Below are 19,110 nucleotides of genomic sequence, written 5' to 3'. Positions count from 1 at the left end.
AGAAGGCGGCGCTGGCTACACTGACGCCACCATGACTGACTACCTGCGTGACGGTGCCGCGATCTACCGGCAGTCCTTCGCAACCATCCGCGATGAGGCGGACCTCTCGGCATTCGCCCCGGACGTGGCAACCGTCGTTGTACGGATGATCCATGCCTGCGGACAGACGGATCTGCCGGCTGATGTGGTCGCCACCGACGGGGTCGTTGTCGCCGCACGTGCGGCACTCGCCGCGCGGGCCCCGATCCTGTGCGACGCCTCGATGGTCGCTGCCGGCGTGACCCGCAAGCGACTGCCGGCCGACAATGACGTCGTGTGCTACCTCGGCGAGCCGGGATTGCCGGCGCTCGCCGACGAGATGGGCACCACGAGAACTGCTGCGGCCCTCCAGTATTGGTTGCCGCGACTCGAGGGCTCCGTGGTGGCGATCGGTAACGCGCCGACGGCGCTGTTCGCCCTGCTCGACCTCATCGACGAGGGTGCGCCGCGTCCGGCAGCAATAGTGGGTGCCCCGGTCGGTTTCGTCGGGGCCGCGGAATCCTGTGCGGCTCTGGCTGAGCGGACCGATCTCGAGTTCATCACCGTCACCGGACGCCGGGGCGGTTCGGCGATCACGGCAGCCGCTCTCAACGCCCTCGCGAATGCGAGCGAGGTATGACCGGAAAACTGTGGGGCGTCGGCCTGGGACCCGGGGACAGCGAATTGGTCACGGTGAAGGCGGCACGAGCCATTGCCGAGGCCGATGTGATCGCCTATCACTGTGCGCGGCACGGGAACAGCATCGCGCGCTCGGTCGCCGAGCCCTATCTGACGGGCGGGCAGAGCGAGGAACGCCTGATGTATCCGGTGACCACCGAGACCACCGATCATCCGCGTGGCTATCAGGGCGCGCTGGACGACTTCTACGCCGAGAGCGCCCGGACGCTCGCCGCCCATCTGCGAGCGGGTCGCGATGTAGCGCTGCTCGCCGAGGGTGATCCGCTCTTCTACAGCTCGTATATGCACATGCACAAACGGCTCGCGGACGAGTTCGAGGCCGAGATCATTCCCGGGGTCACCTCGGTGAGTGCCGCGTCGGCAGCCACCGGTGTGCCACTGGTCGAAGGCGACGAGACCCTCACGGTGGTACCCGGCACCGCGTCGGCGGAGGAACTGCGGTTCCGTTTCGCCTCCGCGGACGCGATCGTGGTTATTAAGCTCGGCAGAACCTTCGACCGGGTACGCGAGGCGCTGCGGGCCACCGGTCGGCTCGACGAGGCATGGTACGTCGAACGAGCGTCCACCACCGTGCAGCGAGTGGAGCCGGCCGCGGAGGTGGATTCGACCCGGGTGCCGTACTTCTCGATCGTCGTCGTAGCCGGCCGCCGCAACAATCCCCGTTTCGCCGAACAGGATCCTGCGGTCGGCGACTCGACGGGCGAGGTGGTCGTCGTCGGATTGGGACCTGGTCACGATCTGTGGACGACGCCGCAGGTTCGCGCCGAACTCGCCGCCGCGACCGATCTCGTCGGCTACACGACCTACTTGCGCCGGGTGACGACGCGACCGGGTCAACGGGTGCATGCGAGCGATAACCGGGTGGAGGCCGAGCGGGCCGAGTTCGCGCTCGATCTGGCCGCCCACGGCGCGCGGGTTGCGGTGGTCTCCTCCGGTGACCCCGGGGTGTTCGCGATGGCGGCGGCGGTCGCCGAGGTGGCCGCCGAGCCACGCTGGCACGACGTTCCCGTTCGCGTGGTGCCGGGTATGACCGCCGCGACGGCGGTGGCCTCCACCGTCGGCGCCCCACTGGGTCACGACTTCGCGGTCATCTCGCTCTCCGACCGCCTCAAGCCATGGGAGCTGATCGAACGCCGTATCATCGCCGCGCTCGACGCCGACCTCGTCATCGCCGTCTACAATCCCGGGTCGTCGGCCCGTGGCTGGCAGGTTGGTGCGCTGAAAATGCTTCTGCTGGAACGGATCTCCGAGGACCGTGTGGTGGTGGTGGGACGCGACGTCGGCGGTCCGACCCAATCGGTGCTCACCACCACAGTCGGCGAACTCGATCCGGCGAGCGTCGACATGCGCACCCTGCTGATCATCGGATCGTCGGCGACCACCGCGGTGGGACGTACCGCCGGCGCGCTGGTCTATACGCCGCGGCATGCACCGGGCTGATGGCGGTGCGATACCCGGTCCACCAGGGTCACCGCTGAGGACACCGGCCTGCATCGGTCCACCTCGGACGGCTCAGCAGTGACCTCTCTGGACACCGGAAGTCAGCTGGTCAACCACGACATCGCTTGTGCCGCATTCGATACCACGCGGATTCCCGGCGGTTCGGGCGGGCGCTCGACCATGATCACCTCGACGCCGAGCTCACGTGCGGCGACGAGTTTCGAGTGGGTCAGTCCGCCCCCGCTGTTCTTGGTCACCAGGACATCGATACGGTTGTCGCGCAGCAGGTTCCGCTCATCGTCGAGGTGGTACGGTCCCCGTGATCGCAGGATCTGATGGTGGGGCGGCAACGACGCCTCCGGTGGGTCGACGACGCGGATGAGGAACCATGCCGAGTCGATCCCGGCGAAGGCACCGACGTCCTGGCGGCCGGTCGTCAGCAGGACGCGTGCTCGACGACCGGCGATCTCATCTGCTGCCGCGGCGATGTCGGGGACGCACGACCAGTCGTCGGCGGGATCCGGTGTCCAGGGTGGTCGGCGCAGGCGGAGGAACGGCACGTCGGTTGCGGACGTCGCGGCGACCGCGTTGCCGGTGATCCGCGTGGCAAAGGGATGGGTGGCGTCGACGACGGCGTGGATCATGTTGTCGCCGATCCACGTTCGCAATCCGTCGACTCCCCCGAAGCCGCCGATCCGAACCTCGCCGACGGGTAGCCGTGGGTCGCGGACGCGGCCGGCCAGGGAACTGATGACGTCCATCCCCGCGGCCTGGGCCCGCGCGGCGAGATCCCGTGCCTCGCCGGTGCCACCGAGGATGAGAACACGCCCGCTCACTGCACGGACCCCGGATCCGACCGGAGCTTACCCATCCGGGCGTGGGAGTACAGGTAACTGTCGGTGACACCGGGGTGGGTGTGCGGATCGAGGACGCGGCCGACAAAGATCACCGCGGTCCGGCGAATCCCGGCCTCAGCGAGGGCTGCGGGTAGCTCCCGCAGCGCACAGCGGATCACCTGCTGATCGGGTCGGCTGGCGAAGGCGACTGTGGCCGTAGGACATTCGGCACCGTAATGCGGGGCGAGGGCATCGACGATCTGTTCGGCCCGATGAGCGGCGAGGTGCAGCGCGAGGGTGACTCCGGTTGCTGCGAGGCGCGAGAGCTCCTCGCCGGGTGGCATGTCGGTCGACAGGGTGGACACCCGGGTGATGAGCAGGCTCTGCCCGACCCCGGGTGTCGTGAGCTCCACGTCCAGGGCGGCGGCGGCGGCCGCGAACGCCGGTACGCCGGGCACGATCTCGTAACCGATACCACGCGCCCTCAGTTCCCGCTGTTGCTCGGTGAGCGCCGAGTACAGGGAGAGATCGCCGGAATGCAGCCGCGCGATGTCGTGGCCAGAGGAATCCGCGTCGACGATCCGGGAGATGATGTCACCCAGCGGCATTCGTGCGGTGTTGACGAGGGTCGCATCGGGTGGACACAGATCGAGCAGTTCGGGCGGCACGAGCGAGCCCGCATAGAGGCAGGTGCGGCATCGACCCAGGATTCGGGCGCCGCGCACGGTGATCAGATCGGGCGCACCCGGTCCGGCGCCGATGAAGTAGACCGTCATTGCGCCCCGCCGTCGACGTGTTTGTGCAGAATCCATTGCACGATGGGAAGCGCTGGGCGCCAGGTGTTCATCGACCCCAGGGGTTCGACGGACTCGATCATCACCCTGCGCGTCGTTCCGCCGTGCCGTCGATGCCAGCCGAGCACCAGGGCCTGACTCTCCACCGTCACCGCGTTCACCACCAGAGGTCCGCCGGGACGCAGGGCCTCGAAGGCGGCGGCAAGGACGGTCTCGGTGAGGCCGCCGCCGATGAACACCGCGTCGGGTCGGGGCGCGGTGGCCAGCGCGTCGGGGGCGCCACCGAGAACGGTGATGGCCGACGCGACACCGTGCTGTCTCGCGTTCTCCCGGATCCGCCCGGCTCGGTGTGGATCGCGCTCGAAGGCCACCGCATGCCCGCGCCCAGCGGCCCGCAACCATTCCACACTGATGCTGCCGGAGCCGGCACCGATGTCCCAGAGTGTCTGTCCCCCAGCAGGTTCCAGAGCACAGATGGTGAGGGCGCGGTGGGCGGACTTGGTGATCTGACCGTCGTGCAGGTAGTCGGCGTCGGCGCGGCCGGGAGCCCGGGTGCGATACGGCCCGACGCAATCGACGGCGACGATGTTCAATCGGTCACCGGGGGGATGTGACCAGGTGCCGGCGACACCGGACACCACCTTCTCGCGTGGACCACCGAGCTGTTCGAGAACGGTGATCGTGGACTCGCCGAACCCGGCGGCCCCGAGGACGCCGATCACAGCGCCAGGACTGTGCTGATCGCGGCTGAGCACCAGGAGCCTGCGCCCATGGGATGCCTCCGCGAGGACGGCCGACTCGTCGTCGGTGACCAGGCTGACGATCCCGACGCCGGTGAGGTCCCACCCCAGGCGTGCACATGCCAGGCTCACGCTCGATACCGCGGGGATGATGCGGGTGCGCGCGGCACCGACCGCATTGACGACAGTGGTGCCGACGCCATGGAACATCGGGTCCCCGCTGGCCAGGATGTGGATCTGCCGGTGGCCGGGATCGTCGAGTACCCGGACGAGATGTTCCGACATCGGCGACTCCCACGGCACGGTCTCGGCCCGGACCGTGTCGTCCGGCACCGGCCGGAGGAGATCGAGTTGCCGCCGGGCGCCGAAGATGACCTCCGCGGAACACAATTCGTCGCGGGCGCGCTGCGACAGGCCCGGCCATCCGTCGGCCCCGATGCCCACGACCACGAACTGCGGGGTCCCTCCGCTGTCGATCACCGGGGCAGCCTTCGCCAGACCGCTCGTGGCAGCAGACGCATCCCCACGAACAGCGGACGCAACGACCACGGAATCCACACCTCGGCGCGCCCCTTGCGGTAGGCGCGGGCCACCGCGTCGGCCACCTGTTCGGCGTTGACCGACAGCGGCGCCGGCTTGGTTCCCGACGCCATCAGCTCGGCCGTCATGGCGCCGACCACGAATCCCGGCCGGGCCAGCAACAGGCGAACACCGCTGCCGTGCAGCGCATCTGCGAGCCCACTGGCAAAACCGTCGAGTCCGGCCTTGGTGGAACCGTAGACATAGTTGGCGCGCCGAACCCGGATTCCGGCGACCGACGAGAACACCACGATGGTGCCCGACCCCTGTGCTCGCAGGGCACTGGCGAGTGGGGTCAGCACACTGATCTGGGCGAGGTAGTCGGTATGCGCGATCTGCAGGGCATGCTGCACGTCGCGTTCGGCACGCGCCTGATCCCCGAGGATGCCGAAGGCGACGATGGCGGCCTCGATCGGCCCGTGCTCGACGAACAGGGAGTCGACGAGGTCGGGGTGGGACGCGGTGTCGTCGGCGTCGAAGGCGACCGTGTGGACGGCCGTCGCGCCGGCATCGAGCAGAGCCCGGGTCTGCTCGGCGAGGTCATCGGGACGGCGGGCGGCGAGCACCACGGTACGGCCCGCGGCGAGCCGCCGCGCGAGGGCGACACCGATCTCACTACGACCGCCGAAGAGCAGGATGGTGCGGGTTGCGGGCATGCCAGCAGTATTCCATCCGGAGCAATCGGTTCCGGGCCGGGCCATTACGGTGAGGTCATGACGTCACCGAGCCACCGGAACCCGATCAGCGCACCGACTCTCGCCCCGGAGGCACTCGACTTCCTCGCCGAGCGGCACCTGGCCACGATGAGCACGGTCCGCACCGACGGCACGCCCCACGTCGTCGCGGTCGGTTTCACCTACGACGAGGCGAGCGGGTTGGCCCGGGTCATCACCGTCGACGGAAGCCAGAAGGTGCGCAATGTGGAGCGTGCCGGCTACGCGGCGCTGTCCCACGTCGACGGGCCGCGCTGGATCACGCTGGAGGGCACCGCGACCGTGAGCCGCGACCGCACCCGCGTGGCCGAGGCGGAACGACGCTACGCGGCGCGCTACCGCGAGCCGAAGCCGAATCCGCGACGCGTCGTGATCGAGGTCGAGGTCCGTCGGGTTCTCGGATCGAAGACGCTGCTCGGCTGAGCGGTCGGGTCGCTCAGAGCACGGTGAGTTCGTGCGGCCGTAGGTTGAGCGGCTCGCAACCGTCATCGGTGACGGTGACGATGTCCTCGATCCGCGCACCCCACCGTCCGGGGAAGTACACGCCCGGTTCGACGCTGAAGGCCATCCCGGGCCGTAGTTCGATGGTGTTGCCCGCCACGATGTAGGGCTCCTCGTGCACCGACAGGCCGATGCCGTGCCCGGTGCGGTGGATGAAGTGGTCGGCGAGGCCACGCTCACCCAGGACGTCACGGGCGGCCGCGTCCACCGATTCCGCCCGCACCCCCGGCCGGACGGCTGCCACCGCCGCTGCCTGCGCCTCCTGCAACGCCGCATAGGTCTCGGCGATCTCCGCGGGCGGTTCGGTGAAGCAGTAGGTGCGGGTGGAATCAGAGTTGTATCCGGGTTCCATCGGCCCGCCGATGTCGATGACGACGATGTCAGCGGCGGTGATCTCGCGATCGGAGTGTTCGTGATGCGGGTCGGCACCGTTGGGTCCGGAGCCGACGATGACGAATTCGGCACCCGAGTGCCCCTCGGCGAGGATCGCGTCGGCGATGTCGGCGGCGACATCCCGTTCGGTGCGCCCCGGCCGCAACCACTCACCCATCCGGGCATGCACCCTGTCGATGGCCGCGCCGGCCCGCCGCAGGACGTCGATCTCGTTGCCGTCCTTGATCATTCGCAGCTCGCGCAGCACCGGGGTGGCCAGCGACGGGGTGGCGCCACTGCGCTGCGCGAGGGGCACCACGTGCAGCGCGGGCATGGCGTCGGAGATGGCGATGCGAGGTTGGCGGCCGAGCCCGGCGAGCGCGATCGCATGGGCGTCCTGCCCGTCGGTCCAGTCGGCGACCTCGATACCCAGGTCGCCGACCGCCGAGGCACTCAGCGACGGCACCTCTAGGCGCGCCACCACGATTCGCGGCGACCCGGCCGCCGGAATGACCAGCGCGGTCAACCGTTCGAAGGTATTGGCACGGGAGCCCACCAGGTATTGCAGATCGGGGCCCGGACTCACCACAAGCGCGTCGAATCCGTTCTCGGAGGCCAGGTCGGCGGCCCGCTGCACGCGGCGTCGGTAGACGTCGGACGGAAATCGTGTCTCTCCGGTCGTGGACATGGGTGCGAGCCTACGCGTACGTCGATCGGTATCTTTGGCACAGTGTGGGGGTGACCGATTCGTTGATGCTCCTCGACGGTGCGAGCCTGTGGTTCCGTTCCTTCTACGCACTGCCGGAGAAGATGACCGCACCGGATGGACGTCCGGTCAACGCCGTACGCGGTTTCCTCGACACCATCGCCAATCTCGTGACCCGGGAGCGGCCGACGCGGCTGGTGGTCTGTCTGGACCTGGACTGGCGACCGTCCTTCCGAACCGATCTGATCCCGTCCTACAAGGCACACCGGGTGGCGACCCCGGCGGCATCGGGGACCGGCGATTCCGAGATCGATGTCGAGGAGGTTCCCGATACCCTGACGCCGCAGGTGGACATGATCATGCGGGTCCTCGAGTGTGCGGGGATAGCGAGGTCGGGGGCCGTCGGTTGCGAGGCAGACGACGTGATCGGGACGCTGGCCTACGAGGAGGCACAGGATCCGGTGGTGGTGGTCAGCGGCGACCGCGACCTGCTGCAGGTGGTCGCCGACGACCCGGTGCCGGTGCGGGTCCTCTACGTCGGTCGCGGCTTGGCCAAGGCGGAGATGATGGGTCCCGACGAAGTGGCGGCCCGCTACGGGGTACCGGCGGATCGCGCCGGGATGGCCTACGCCGAGATGTCGATGCTGCGCGGCGATCCATCCGACGGGTTGCCCGGCGTCCCGGGGGTCGGCGAGAAGACCGCTGCGACCCTGATCTCCGAGTTCGGCAGTCTCGACAACCTGGAGGCGGCGGCCGCCGACCCGTCATCGTCGGTGCCGACCCGCGCGCGCAAGGCGATCCTCGCCTCCGCCGATTATCTGGACGCCGCCCGCACCGTCGTGCTGGTGCGCACCGACGCCGACACCATCGACAGCTGGACCGCGGACGAGGACGCCGCGGGCACCGACCGCCTGCCGGCACAACCGGCCGATCCGGATGGACTCGCCCGGCTCATCGAGGAACTCGGGATCGGCACATCGGTGGCCCGCCTCGCCAAGGCGCTCGGCTGGGAGTTCAGCGGGTCCTGAACGCCCGGAACGTCACTCCTTGGGGCTCGGCCGGGAGACCTCGTACTTGCCGTCGTCATCGAGGATGGTGACGGTCACCTGCTGATCGGCTCCGCCGGCGTTGAGCGTGCATGTGAACGTCGCACCCTGCTTGATCCGCTGACCGGACGGGCAGGAGACGTCCTTGACGTCCTGGGCCTGATAGTCGGTGGTGAGCACCTGCTTGACCCCGTCTTCGACGGCCGACTGATCCAAATTCTTGGGCGCCCAGCCGGGCAACCAGAAAGCGGTCACCACGACCGCGATCGCGGCGACGAACAGAACGACGCCACCGGCGAGCATCGCCCGACGCAGGCCCTTGCCCGACGAGCCGGTGTTCGCCATCGCCGCGAACTGGTCGTACTGACCCGGCTGACCTGGCTGACCCGGCTGGCCGGACTGCCCGTAGGGCTGCTGCTGCTCGCCGAAGGGAGTGGTCCCATACCCCGGCTGTCCGTACTGCTGCTGGGCTGAACCGAACTGGCCTGAACCGAACTGCTGGCCGGAGGGCGGTCCGGGTTGCTGACCGTACGATCCGGACGCCTGACGCGTCGCATTCGGATCACCCGCGGGCGGAGCACCGAACTGTCCACCGGGAGCACCGAACTGGCCGTGGACCTGCGTCGGGTTGAACTGACCGGGCTGCCCGCCTTGCGGGTACTGGCCGGGTTGTGGCGAACTGGGCTGCTGCTGGCCGGGCGGCGGGGTCGCCGGTCCGCCGTAGCCGGGCTGGGATGGGTACCCCGGCTGGCCGGATTGATGGCCGGGCTGCGAGGGATATCCGGGCGGCGGCGTCGGTGCCGCGGTGGTCGGAGGAGCCTGCTGCGGCTGCGGTGTCGAACCCTGCCCTCCCCGAACGTTCACGACCTCGGTCTTGCCCTCACCGGACCCCGCATCCCCACCCCCGGGCGGTTGATTGTTGCCAGGCACGTTGTTGCCGCCCGCCGGTGGGTTGTTCGGCTGGCTCATGAGTTATCTCCCCGCTCGCCTTGCGTCCTTCGACGCGCACATGGATGACAATCGTCGTCGCGACCCGTACACCAGACCCCGGCGAAACGGACCGTGAAGAACGTTACCCCAGGGACATCACCCGATCAGGCAACGACGTCAGGTCGATGGTGCCGAATCGACGATCCGTCGGACGTTCGGTGGACCTCAGCCCAGTTCGGCGGCAACCACACCGCGCCGGATGGACCCGACGGCCGACCTCACCACCGATCCCAGCGGCGAATCGGGACCGGCACCCAGCCTGATCTGTTCCAGCAGATCGACGACCTGCCGGTTCCACCGGACGAAGTCACCCGGGGAGAGCAGCTGTCCGCGCTCCCCGGCCGCGGCGAGGGCCTCGGTCAGTGACCTCCCGGACGCCCACAACGACACCGCCACACTGAACCCGGTGTCCGGCTCCCGGGTGGGCGTCACCTGATGGCGCCGTTCCACCTCGGTCACCTCGGTCCACACCGCCGCGGTGGCAGCCATCGCAGCCCGCACCCCGGCGTTCCCGGGCATCGCATCGACACCGCGGTAGCTGTCGCGGCGGCTCTCGTACACCAGCGACGCGACGACGGCGGCGAGTTCCGGGGGCGCGAGCCCTTCCCACACACCCGCGCGCAGACATTCGGTGACCACCAGATCGCTCTCGCTGTAGATGCGGCCGAGCAGGCGGCCGGCGTCGGTGACGGTGACCGTGTCGCCCGCGTGCTCGAGGTAGCCCAGTTCGGTGAGGACGCCGACGATGTGACCGAAGGTGACCCCGAGCGTCGAGGTGCGCGCGTCGATCGCCCGTTCGGCGTTCCCGATGTCACGGACCAGCCGGTTGCGGCGCTCGGCCAGCCGGAACAGATCGTCGCCCGGCGGAAGCTGGTGGGCGGGATGGGCTTTGAGGGCTCGGCGCATCTGCGCGAGTTCGGTGTCGTCGGCCGCCTCCGACCGTCGCTTCTGACGCCCGCGAGGTGCTTCGATCCCGGTGGACCGCAGGGCCGAGGCGAGGTCGCGGCGACCACGGCCGGTCCGCCGGTCCGCATTCTTCGGGAGCCGCATGTTGCCCAGTACGTCGGGCGGATTGACGAAGTCACGGATCCCCACCCGGCCACACCAGGCGTCCTCACTCAGGACGAGCGGCTTGGGGTCCGCCGGCTGCGACGCGGGTTCGAGCACCACCGCCAGACCCCGGTGCCGGCCACCGGGCACCCCGATCACATGGCCCCGTTTGAGGGTGGCCAGATCCGCGGCGATCGCATCGTGCGTGCTCACCCGCCGTCGGAACTTGAGCTCACGTTCGCGGCGCCGGATGTCCTCGCGCAGCGTCATATAGCCGAGGAACCCGGTGGGATCGTCGGTCGCGCCCGGCTCCCCCGGTTCGATCCCGCGGTTGGCCGCAGCCCCCGCGAGTTCGACGTCGAGTTTGCGCAGGGCCCGATAGCCGTCGTCGAGCTTGCGAGCCTGGCCGACCACCGAACGGTCGGCCTGGAACTGGGCGAAGGAGCGGTTCAGGAGTTCCCGGGAGCCGGCCATCCCGAGCCGGCCGATCAGGTTGACGGCCATGTTGTACTCGGGCGCAAACGAACTGCGCAGCGGGAAGGTCCGTGCACCGGCGAGACCCGCCACCTCCTCGGGGGCCACCTCGGGTGTCCACACCACCACCGCGTGCCCCTCGACGTCGATTCCCCGTCGACCGGCGCGCCCGGTCAGCTGGGTGAACTCGCCCGGCGTGAGATCCACGTGCGATTCGCCGTTGTACTTGACCAGACGCTCGAGAACCACGGACCGGGCTGGCATGTTGATGCCGAGTGCCAGTGTCTCGGTGGCGAAGACCATGCGCACCAGTCCCCGCACGAACAACTCCTCGACGGCATGCCGGAAGGTCGGCAGCAGCCCGGCGTGATGGGCGGCGAAACCCCGTCGCAGACCGGCCCGCCACTCGTCGACGCCGAGCACCTCGGCATCCGACGGCGACAGTTCGCTGAGATGCCGATCGACCACCTCGTCGACCAGGGCGGCTTCCGGCGGGTCGAGTAGCGACAGACCCGAGCGCAGGCACTGGGCCAGCGCACCGTCGCAGCCGGCGCGGGAGAAGATGAATCCGATGGCCGGGAGCAGACCCTCACGGTCGAGCCGGGCGACCATGTTGGGCCGTGACAACGCCCCCGAGCCGCGGCGTTGCCGTGTTCGTGGACTGTGTGCCCGCCCGCGGCCACCCCGCTGACCACGGTGCCGCCCATCGCCACCGCTGCGATCACGGGCCGGGCTCTCCTCGTCGGCGAACAGCATGCGATGGCGGATGAAGCTCTTCAGTTCCGGATTCACCCGGGGCCGGTCATCCGGTCCGCCCGGGGCGAACAGATCGAACAAGCGCGAACCCACCAGCATGTGCTGGGATAGCGGTACCGGCCGGTGCTCGTCGACGATGACCGACGTGTCGCCGCGCACCGTCTGGATCCAGTCACCGAACTCCTCGGCATTGCTGACCGTCGCCGACAAGCTGACCACCCGCACCGACGGTTCGAGGTGCAGGATCACCTCCTCCCACACCGCACCGCGGAAGCGGTCGGCGAGGAAGTGCACCTCATCCATCACCACATGCGAGAGACCGTTCAGCGCACGGGAATTCGCGTAGATCATGTTGCGGACCACCTCGGTGGTCATGACCACGACCGGCGCGTCGGGGTTGATGGACGAGTCTCCGGTCAACAGGCCGACGGACTCGGGTCCGTGTACCGCGGCCAGGTCGGCGTACTTCTGGTTGCTCAGCGCCTTGATGGGTGTGGTGTAGAAGCATTTCGTGCCGCCGGCCAGCGCGAGATGTACCGCGAACTCGCCGACGATGGTCTTGCCCGCTCCGGTCGGTGCACACACCAGCACGCCGTGACCGGCCTCCAGCGCGGTGCACGCCCGGATCTGGAAGTCGTCGAGACGGAAGTCGAGGCGGGCGGTGAACTCGTCGAGCCGGCTCACCTGGTTCCCTTCATCCAGCACAGGTCAGAGCACATCGTCGAAGGTCTCGGTGGCCCGGGTCGACGTCCGTGGGACAGTTCGTGGATCGGCGACCGGGGCGGGTCGTGCGATCGATGATCCGGCGGGTTCCCGCTCGGCGCCGGGCAGCGGGCTGGCCTCGTCGTCGGATGCGGACAGCCATTCCGGGCGCTGCTTGGCACGCCGCTTGTCGGTGAACCGGGCGAACTGGATCGAGATCTCCAACAGCAGGGTCAGAGCGAGGGCCAGCGCGCACATCGTGAACGGATCCGATCCCGGTGTCACGAAGGCCGCGAAAACGAACAGGGCGAAGATCAGCCCCCGGCGCCAGGACTTGAGTCGCTGATAGCTCAAGACGCCGATCAGGTTGAGCGCCACGATGATCAGCGGCAACTCGAAGCTGACGCCGAAGATGATCAGCAGATGCAGCATGAAGCCGAAGTACTGGTCACCGGCGAGCGCGGTCACCTGCACGTCGTTGCCGACGGTGAGGAGGAACTCGAAGGCCTTGGACACCACCAGGTAGGCGAGGACGGCACCGGTGACGAACAGCACCGCACCCACCGAGACGAATGCGATGGCGTAGCGGCGTTCGTTGCGGTGCAGACCCGGAGTGATGAACTGCCACAACTGATAGAGCCAGATGGGGCACGCCAGCACGATGCCGGCCGTCAGCGCCACCTTGAGACGCAGCATGAACTGATCGAACGGACCGGTCGCCAGCAGTCGGCACGAGTCGTCGGGGGTGAGCGATGCACGCGAGGACGGTGGCAGATCGCAATAGGGTTCCCGGAGCAGATCTCCCAGCGAGGACACCCCGAGGAAGCCGTGGGAGTACCAAATGAAGCCGAGGATGGTGGTCAGTACGACCGCGATGGACGAGATGACCACGCGGGTACGCAGTTCGTAGAGATGCTCGACCAACGACATGGTGCCGTCGGGATTGAGCTTGCGTTTACGGAACCGGGGATCGAAGGGTATGCGCACTCTGGAGCTCGGCGTGGGGGCTCGGCGTGATGGCGTCGCGGGCCGGAACGGCTACGCGGACTTCTTCACGTCGTCGTTGGGAGCGGTGGACTTGCGGGTCGCAGAATCCTCGGCACCGGCGGGCAGGGTCCGCTGTGCTTCCTTGGCGGCCTCGGTGGTGTCCGGTTCCTCATCCTTCTGCATCTCCTTGATCTCGCTCTTGAAGATGCGCAGCGATCGGCCGAGACCGCGGGCGGCGTCGGGCAGCTTCTTGGAGCCGAAGAGCACCAGAAGCACGATCACCAGGACGACGAGATGCCATGGCTGGACTGCATTGAACATGTGTGAACCTCCCGATCCAGGTCACTTGTCATGCTACCCGAGTGTTCCCGGTGGCCCCCATCGGGAACACGTCCGCCGGGGACCGGTCAGCGGTATCGCGCACGTGCCGACGCGGCGGCCGCGCGGATGTCGTCGGTGAACTGCTCGTCACCCACCACCCGCACCGCCCCACCGAAACCGAGCAGAAATCGGATGAGCCACTCCGGGGAGCCGTACACCAGCCGGCCACGCACCGGTGCCTGCGGATCCGGGCGGGCGGCGACGTCCCCGCCGGGCTCGGTGAGCTCGGGTTCCATGAGGTAGTAGTCGAGCACCCACAGGTGATCGGGGTCGATCTCGATCTCGGCGACCGGCAGGTCCGGGTTGTCGGCGAGGACAACCGACTGGTTCTGCTGTGCCGCCTGCTCCGGCGGCGCACTGGGTTCGTCGAGTTCGGTCGCCGCCTCGACCCGGTCGAAGCGGAACAGTCGTACCCCGTCGGAGAGCCGGCACCACGCCTCGAGGTAGGTGTGCTGGTCCATCACCTGCAGGCGGATCGGGTCGACGACCCGCTCGGTGATGCTGTCGCGGGACGCCGAGTAGTAACGCAGGGCCAGGGCCCGGGACTTCTTGACGGCGTCGCGGATGGTCTCGTAGGTGGTGGGATCCCCGGTGTCGCCGGTGCCGGAATCGTCGGATGACACCGCCCGCACACCGGACCCGACGGCCTGCTCGATCTTCGCGATGGCGCGGCGGGCGGCGTCGCGATCGACGACGCCGGGAGTGTCCACCAGCGCACTCAGCGCCACCAGCAGGGTGCTGGCCTCGGTGCTCGTGAGCCGCAACGGCCGGTCCATTCCGGCGGTGAACCCGACGTGGACGTGACCCTCGCTGAACTCGAGTTCGATCAGGTCGTCCGGGTAGTAGCCGGGCAGCCCGCAGACGAACAGCAGCTCGAGATCCTTGGTGAGCTGCGTCGAGGTAACCCCGAGATCGCGTGCGGCCTGGTCGATGGCGATACCGCGATGGGCCTGGAAGTACGGGACCATCGCGAGCAGCCGCGACAGCCGCGACGGCTGGGCGGTCATCGCGCACCCGTCCCGACGAGACAGTCGAGCGCCGCGACGACCTGGTCGCGGAGTTCCGGCGGTTCGAGCACCACCGCGTCGCGGCCGGCACCGAGCACCATCCGGGCCAGCGTCGACAGCGATCGGATACCGATCGTCAGGACGTCACCGGCTTCGCCGTCGAAGTCGCCTGCCTCGCTGGACACCGCGAGCCTGCGCAGCCCGGCGGCACGGTCGGCGGCCACCCAGATCCGTGCGGTACGACCGTCGGATCCGGCGGCGGCGTCCACGGCCGCGGCGACGATCCCCTGCAGATCGGTGCCCGCCGGCACCGTGACCGCACCCGGCTCCCCGATCGCATGCAGATCCGAGATCCGCGAGAGCCGGAACGTGCGGGTGGCGTCGCGGTCGCGGTCGTGACCGACCACGTACCAGCGGCCGCGATGGGTGACGACACCCCACGGTTCGAGTGTGCGGGTGGTCGGTGCCGATGCCGAACCGGACCGGTGGGTGAACTCGACGGCCTGCCCCGCGTCGATCGCGGTCAGCAGGGCACCGATGACGACCTCCGACCCCATCGACCGGGCCGACCCGCCCGTGGAGATCCCGAGATCGTCCTCGCTGCGGACCGGAAATCCCGCGGCGCGAAGTTTCAGGATCGCGGTCTGCGAGAGGGTGGACACCTCCGGGGTGTCCCAGAGTGCGGCGGCCATCGCGATGGTCGCCGCCTCGTCCGCGTCGAGGCTGACCTCGGGGAGCTCGTAACTCCCGCGGTCGATGCGGTAACCCTCGGCACCCCCGGACATCGGTGAGCGGCCGGTAACCAGCGGGATGCCCAGGTCACGCAGTTCGGTCTTGTCGCGCTCGAACATGCGGTTGAACGCCTCGAGGGACTGGCCGTCGTCGGAGTAGCCGGCCACATTGGCGCGGATGTACTCGGCGGTGACGTACTGCCGCGTGTGCAGCAGACAGATCACCAGATTGAGCAGTCGCTCGACTTTCGCAGTTGCCACCGGGTCAGGATAGAACTCACATCGAGGCGATCAGGCGATCGACGCGCTCGTCGACGCTGCGGAACGGGTCCTTGCACAGCACGGTGCGCTGCGCCTGATCGTTGAGCTTGAGATGCACCCAGTCGACGGTGAAGTCGCGGCCGGCCTTCTGCGCGGCGGAGATGAAATCTCCGCGCAGCTTCGCGCGGGTGGTCTGCGGCGGCTCGTTCACCGCGGTGGCGATCGCCTCGTCGGTGGTCGCCCGGGTCACCAGTCCCTTGCGGGACAGCACGTCGAAGACGCCGCGGCCCCGCTTGATGTCGTGGAACGCGAGGTCGAGCTGTGCGATCTTCGGGTCGGACAGTTCCATCGAGTACTTGTCCTGATAGCGCTGGAACAGCTTGCGCTTGATGACCCAGTCGACCTCGGTGTCGACCTTGGAGAAATCGTCGCGTTCGACGGCGTCGAGCATGCGGCCCCACAGATCGACCACCATGTCCATCTCGGGGTCGGGCCGACGGTTGGTCATGTGCTCGACGGCGCGGGCGTGGTACTCCCGCTGGATGTCGAGCGCACTGGCCTGCCGTCCGCCGGCCAGCCGGACCGGGCGCCGGCCGGTGGGATCGTGGCTCGCCTCGCGGATCGCGCGAATGGGGTTGTCCAGTGCGAAGTCCCGGAACACCACCCCGGCCTCGATCATCTCCAGTACCAGGGCGGCCGAGCCGACCTTGAGCAGCGTCGTCATCTCCGACATGTTGGAGTCGCCGACGATGACATGCAGGCGCCGGTACTTCTCGGCGTCGGCGTGCGGTTCGTCGCGGGTGTTGATGATCGGCCGCGATCGCGTCGTCGCCGAGGACACACCCTCCCAGATGTGTTCGGCGCGTTGCGACAGGCAGAACGTCGCCGCCTTCGGGGTCTGCAGGACCTTGCCGGCGCCGCAGATCAGCTGGCGGGTCACCAGGAACGGCAGCAGCACATCGGAGATCCGGGAGAACTCGCCGGCCCGGACCACGAGGTAGTTCTCGTGACAGCCGTAGGAGTTGCCCGCCGAGTCGGTGTTGTTCTTGAACAGGTAGATGTCGCCGCCGATCCCCTCGTCGGACAGGCGCTGCTCGGCGTCGACGAGGAGATCCTCGAGAACGAGCTCACCGGCCCGGTCGTGATTGATCAGCTGGATCAGGCTGTCACACTCGGCGGTCGCGTATTCCGGATGCGATCCGACGTCGAGGTAGAGCCGGGCACCGTTCTGCAGGAACACATTCGACGATCGGCCCCAGGAGACCACCCGCCGGAAGAGGTACCGGGCAACCTCGTCCGGACTCAGCCTGCGATGACCGTGGAAGGTACACGTGACACCGAATTCGGTTTCGATGCCCATGATTCGACGCTGCACCTGCTCAACCCTACCCGTGCCGAACGGCACCGGCGCGGCGCCACGTCACGCGGACGTGTCCGGACTGTCGCCACTCGGCGAACCATCCGCGCCCGAGTCCCCGGCGTCGCTCTCGCCGGTCGTCGGGAGGAGTTCTTCGAGCGCCGCGGCACTCAGACGCCGGAAGGCGCGCCGCGGACGGTTGCGGTCGAGGATCGCGACCTCGAGGTCGCCGGCGGTGAGCACCCGCGGTGAGGCCGCGGTGCCGTTGCCGGAATCGGCCGGGGTGGCCAGCGCGCCAACCGCCACGGCCACCGCAGCGCCGAGTTCCAGATCCGGCTGATAGCTCTCCTTGAGCGCGGCAGCGATCGGTTCGGTCGCACCGCCCATCACCAGGAAACGGGTCTCGTCGGTGATCGACCCGTCGTAGCTGATCCGGTACAGCTGTGAGGGCTTCGGCTTGCCGTACCGGGCCACCTCGGCGACGCACAGTTCCACCTCGAAGGGTTTCGGCTGCTCGGTGAAGACACCGCCGAGGGCGTTGGCGTAGGTGTTGGCCAGCGACAACCCGGATACGTCGGCCCGGTCGTAGCTGTATCCGCGCATGTCGGCGAGTTGGATACCCGCCTTGCGCAGACTCTCGAACTCGTTGTACTTGCCGACCGCGGCGAAGCCGATCCGGTCGTAGATCTCGCTGGTCTTGCGCAGCGTGTTCGACGGATTCTCGGCGACGAACAGCACGCCATCGGCGTAGGTCAGGATGACCACGCTGCGTCCGCGGGCGATGCCCTTGCGCGCGAGTTCCGAACGATCGCGCATGATCTGCTCGGCGCTGGCGTAATACGGGAAGGTCATCGGGGTCCCCCCTCGTGCTCGGCGGCACGACGTTCGACGATCGCCCGGGCGGCCGCCTCAATGGACTCGGCATCCACCTCGCGTGCGCCACCGGCGTCGACGACGGCGGCGAGCGGGAAGATCTTGCGGACGATGTCGGGTCCACCGGTGGCCGAGTCGTCGTCGGCCGCGTCGTAGAGCGCCTCGACGGCGATCGCGAGTGCCGACGCCTCGTCGAGGTCGTGGCGGTAGAGCTTCTTCAGCGACGACTTCGCGAACACCGAACCGGAGCCGATGGCCTGATACCCACCGAACTCCTCGTGGCGGTCACCGGCGACGTCGAAGGAGAAGATCCGGCCCCGCTCGGTGGGGTCGTCGTGGTCGATGTCGTATCCGACGAGCAACGGAACCGCGGCAAGGCCCTGCAGTGCCGCGCCGAGGTTGCCGCGCACCATCGACGCGAGGCGGGACACCTTGCCGTCGAGGGTCAGTGGCACACCTTCGAGCTTTTCGTAGTGCTCGAGTTCGACGGCGAACAACCGCACCATCTCGATGGCGATCCCGGCGGTGCCGGCGATACCGGCCGCCGAGTACTCGTCGGTGATGTACACCTTCTTCACGTCGCGGGTCGCGATGAGGTTGCCCATGGTGGCGCGCCGGTCGCCGGCGAGTATCACCCCACCCGGATAGGAGACGGCGACGATCGTCGTCCCGTGCGGGATGTCGTCGGCGGCGCGGTGCAGACCCATGGCCTCAGCGCGCGCCTGCGGCAGCTGATCGGGTGCGTGGGCACGCAGATACTCGGTGAACGACGAGATGTCGGCACCCAGCGACAAACCCGGAGAGATCACACCCGACCGCAAGGACCCTGGAACCGAACCGAGGCTCTCGCTCACTGGCCGCCCTTCTGCACGTAGGCGCGCACGAAGTCCTCGGCGTTCTCCTCGAGCACATCGTCGATCTCGTCGAGCAGGTCATCGGTGTCCTCGGACAGCTTCTCGCGACGTTCCTGACCGGCGCCGCCTTCGGGACCGAGGTCACCGTCGTCGTCGCCACCGCCGCGCTTGGTCTGTTCCTGCGCCATCTGCTGCCTCCTTGAAACCGATCGCCCCTCACGGGCCGCCCGTGCCGATTCCGGC

Annotated in this window: 19 protein-coding genes; 4 read left to right on the top strand and 15 right to left on the bottom strand. The window is 68.5% G+C overall.

Going from position 1 to position 19,110, the window contains the following annotated elements; translation table 11 throughout:
* Positions 1 to 31 precede the first annotated feature (31 nt).
* A complete protein-coding gene (locus tag GBRO_RS12330) occupies positions 32 to 658 on the top strand; it encodes a precorrin-8X methylmutase (RefSeq protein ID WP_012834276.1) in 627 nt (208 codons plus the stop codon).
* Entirely contained in the window at positions 655 to 2,157 is a 1,503-nt protein-coding gene (locus GBRO_RS12325) for a precorrin-2 C(20)-methyltransferase (protein WP_012834275.1), read from the top strand. Before GBRO_RS12330 ends, GBRO_RS12325 begins: the two co-directional genes overlap by 4 nt.
* A 101-nt stretch (positions 2,158 to 2,258) precedes the next feature.
* Here GBRO_RS12325 and GBRO_RS12320 read toward each other — a convergent pair whose 3' ends face one another.
* The 4 genes from GBRO_RS12320 to GBRO_RS12305 are packed head-to-tail and all read right to left on the bottom strand — an operon-like array spanning position 2,259 to position 5,762.
* Positions 2,259 to 2,993, bottom strand: coding sequence for a cobalt-precorrin-6A reductase (locus GBRO_RS12320; RefSeq protein ID WP_012834274.1), 735 nt, complete (start codon positions 2,991 to 2,993; stop codon positions 2,259 to 2,261).
* On the bottom strand, positions 2,990 to 3,769 hold the full coding sequence (cobM, locus tag GBRO_RS12315; RefSeq protein WP_012834273.1) for a precorrin-4 C(11)-methyltransferase: 780 nt from the start codon (positions 3,767 to 3,769) through the stop codon (positions 2,990 to 2,992). Before cobM ends, GBRO_RS12320 begins: the two co-directional genes overlap by 4 nt.
* Positions 3,766 to 5,007: a bifunctional cobalt-precorrin-7 (C(5))-methyltransferase/cobalt-precorrin-6B (C(15))-methyltransferase gene (locus tag GBRO_RS12310; RefSeq protein WP_012834272.1), complete on the bottom strand. Its 1,242-nt coding sequence runs from the start codon at positions 5,005 to 5,007 to the stop codon at positions 3,766 to 3,768. The genes cobM and GBRO_RS12310 overlap by 4 nt, the downstream gene beginning before the upstream one ends.
* Positions 5,004 to 5,762, bottom strand: a complete 759-nt coding sequence (locus tag GBRO_RS12305; RefSeq protein WP_012834271.1) for an SDR family NAD(P)-dependent oxidoreductase — start codon at positions 5,760 to 5,762, stop codon at positions 5,004 to 5,006. The genes GBRO_RS12310 and GBRO_RS12305 overlap by 4 nt, the downstream gene beginning before the upstream one ends.
* 57 nt (positions 5,763 to 5,819) lie before the next feature.
* Between GBRO_RS12305 and GBRO_RS12300 the strand changes: the two genes are divergently transcribed.
* A complete protein-coding gene (locus GBRO_RS12300; protein ID WP_012834270.1) occupies positions 5,820 to 6,242 on the top strand; it encodes a pyridoxamine 5'-phosphate oxidase family protein in 423 nt (140 codons plus the stop codon).
* Positions 6,243 to 6,255: 13 nt separating this feature from the next.
* Here the strand turns inward: GBRO_RS12300 and GBRO_RS12295 are convergent, their stop codons facing one another.
* Positions 6,256 to 7,380 carry a M24 family metallopeptidase gene (locus GBRO_RS12295; protein WP_012834269.1) on the bottom strand — a complete coding sequence of 375 codons (1,125 nt, stop codon included), beginning with the start codon at positions 7,378 to 7,380 and terminating at the stop codon, positions 6,256 to 6,258.
* Between the two features lie 65 nt (positions 7,381 to 7,445).
* On the opposite strand from GBRO_RS12295, the gene GBRO_RS12290 reads away from it, so the two are divergent.
* Entirely contained in the window at positions 7,446 to 8,426 is a 981-nt protein-coding gene (locus tag GBRO_RS12290) for a 5'-3' exonuclease (protein ID WP_041920467.1), read from the top strand.
* 12 nt (positions 8,427 to 8,438) lie between these two features.
* Here the strand turns inward: GBRO_RS12290 and GBRO_RS12285 are convergent, their stop codons facing one another.
* From GBRO_RS12285 to GBRO_RS12240, 10 genes are all read right to left on the bottom strand, one after another.
* Positions 8,439 to 9,413 carry a DUF4333 domain-containing protein gene (locus GBRO_RS12285; RefSeq protein ID WP_012834267.1) on the bottom strand — a complete coding sequence of 325 codons (975 nt, stop codon included), beginning with the start codon at positions 9,411 to 9,413 and terminating at the stop codon, positions 8,439 to 8,441.
* A gap of 186 nt (positions 9,414 to 9,599) precedes the next feature.
* Positions 9,600 to 12,398, bottom strand: a complete 2,799-nt coding sequence (locus GBRO_RS12280; RefSeq protein ID WP_012834266.1) for a DEAD/DEAH box helicase — start codon at positions 12,396 to 12,398, stop codon at positions 9,600 to 9,602.
* Positions 12,399 to 12,422: 24 nt separating this feature from the next.
* Positions 12,423 to 13,403: a twin-arginine translocase subunit TatC gene (tatC, locus tag GBRO_RS12275; protein ID WP_012834265.1), complete on the bottom strand. Its 981-nt coding sequence runs from the start codon at positions 13,401 to 13,403 to the stop codon at positions 12,423 to 12,425.
* 51 nt (positions 13,404 to 13,454) lie between these two features.
* Entirely contained in the window at positions 13,455 to 13,724 is a 270-nt protein-coding gene (gene tatA, locus GBRO_RS12270; protein ID WP_012834264.1) for a Sec-independent protein translocase subunit TatA, read from the bottom strand.
* An 86-nt stretch (positions 13,725 to 13,810) separates the two neighbouring features.
* Positions 13,811 to 14,791 (bottom strand): helix-turn-helix transcriptional regulator, encoded by a 981-nt coding sequence (locus tag GBRO_RS12265; RefSeq protein ID WP_012834263.1) that lies wholly within the window; start codon positions 14,789 to 14,791, stop codon positions 13,811 to 13,813.
* Positions 14,788 to 15,783 carry a helix-turn-helix transcriptional regulator gene (locus tag GBRO_RS12260; RefSeq protein WP_012834262.1) on the bottom strand — a complete coding sequence of 332 codons (996 nt, stop codon included), beginning with the start codon at positions 15,781 to 15,783 and terminating at the stop codon, positions 14,788 to 14,790. The genes GBRO_RS12265 and GBRO_RS12260 overlap by 4 nt, the downstream gene beginning before the upstream one ends.
* 16 nt (positions 15,784 to 15,799) lie before the next feature.
* Entirely contained in the window at positions 15,800 to 17,158 is a 1,359-nt protein-coding gene (gene pafA, locus GBRO_RS12255) for a Pup--protein ligase (protein ID WP_085950367.1), read from the bottom strand.
* 45 nt (positions 17,159 to 17,203) lie between these two features.
* Positions 17,204 to 17,992, bottom strand: coding sequence for a proteasome subunit alpha (prcA, locus tag GBRO_RS12250; protein WP_012834260.1), 789 nt, complete (start codon positions 17,990 to 17,992; stop codon positions 17,204 to 17,206).
* Positions 17,989 to 18,867, bottom strand: coding sequence for a proteasome subunit beta (gene prcB, locus GBRO_RS12245; RefSeq protein WP_012834259.1), 879 nt, complete (start codon positions 18,865 to 18,867; stop codon positions 17,989 to 17,991). Before prcB ends, prcA begins: the two co-directional genes overlap by 4 nt.
* Positions 18,864 to 19,055 carry a ubiquitin-like protein Pup gene (locus GBRO_RS12240; RefSeq protein ID WP_012834258.1) on the bottom strand — a complete coding sequence of 64 codons (192 nt, stop codon included), beginning with the start codon at positions 19,053 to 19,055 and terminating at the stop codon, positions 18,864 to 18,866. The genes prcB and GBRO_RS12240 overlap by 4 nt, the downstream gene beginning before the upstream one ends.
* Positions 19,056 to 19,110: the final 55 nt, after the last annotated feature.

Source organism: Gordonia bronchialis DSM 43247 (assembly GCF_000024785.1).
Taxonomy (GTDB): domain Bacteria; phylum Actinomycetota; class Actinomycetes; order Mycobacteriales; family Mycobacteriaceae; genus Gordonia; species Gordonia bronchialis.
This window is presented reverse-complemented; position numbering and strand designations above follow the sequence as displayed.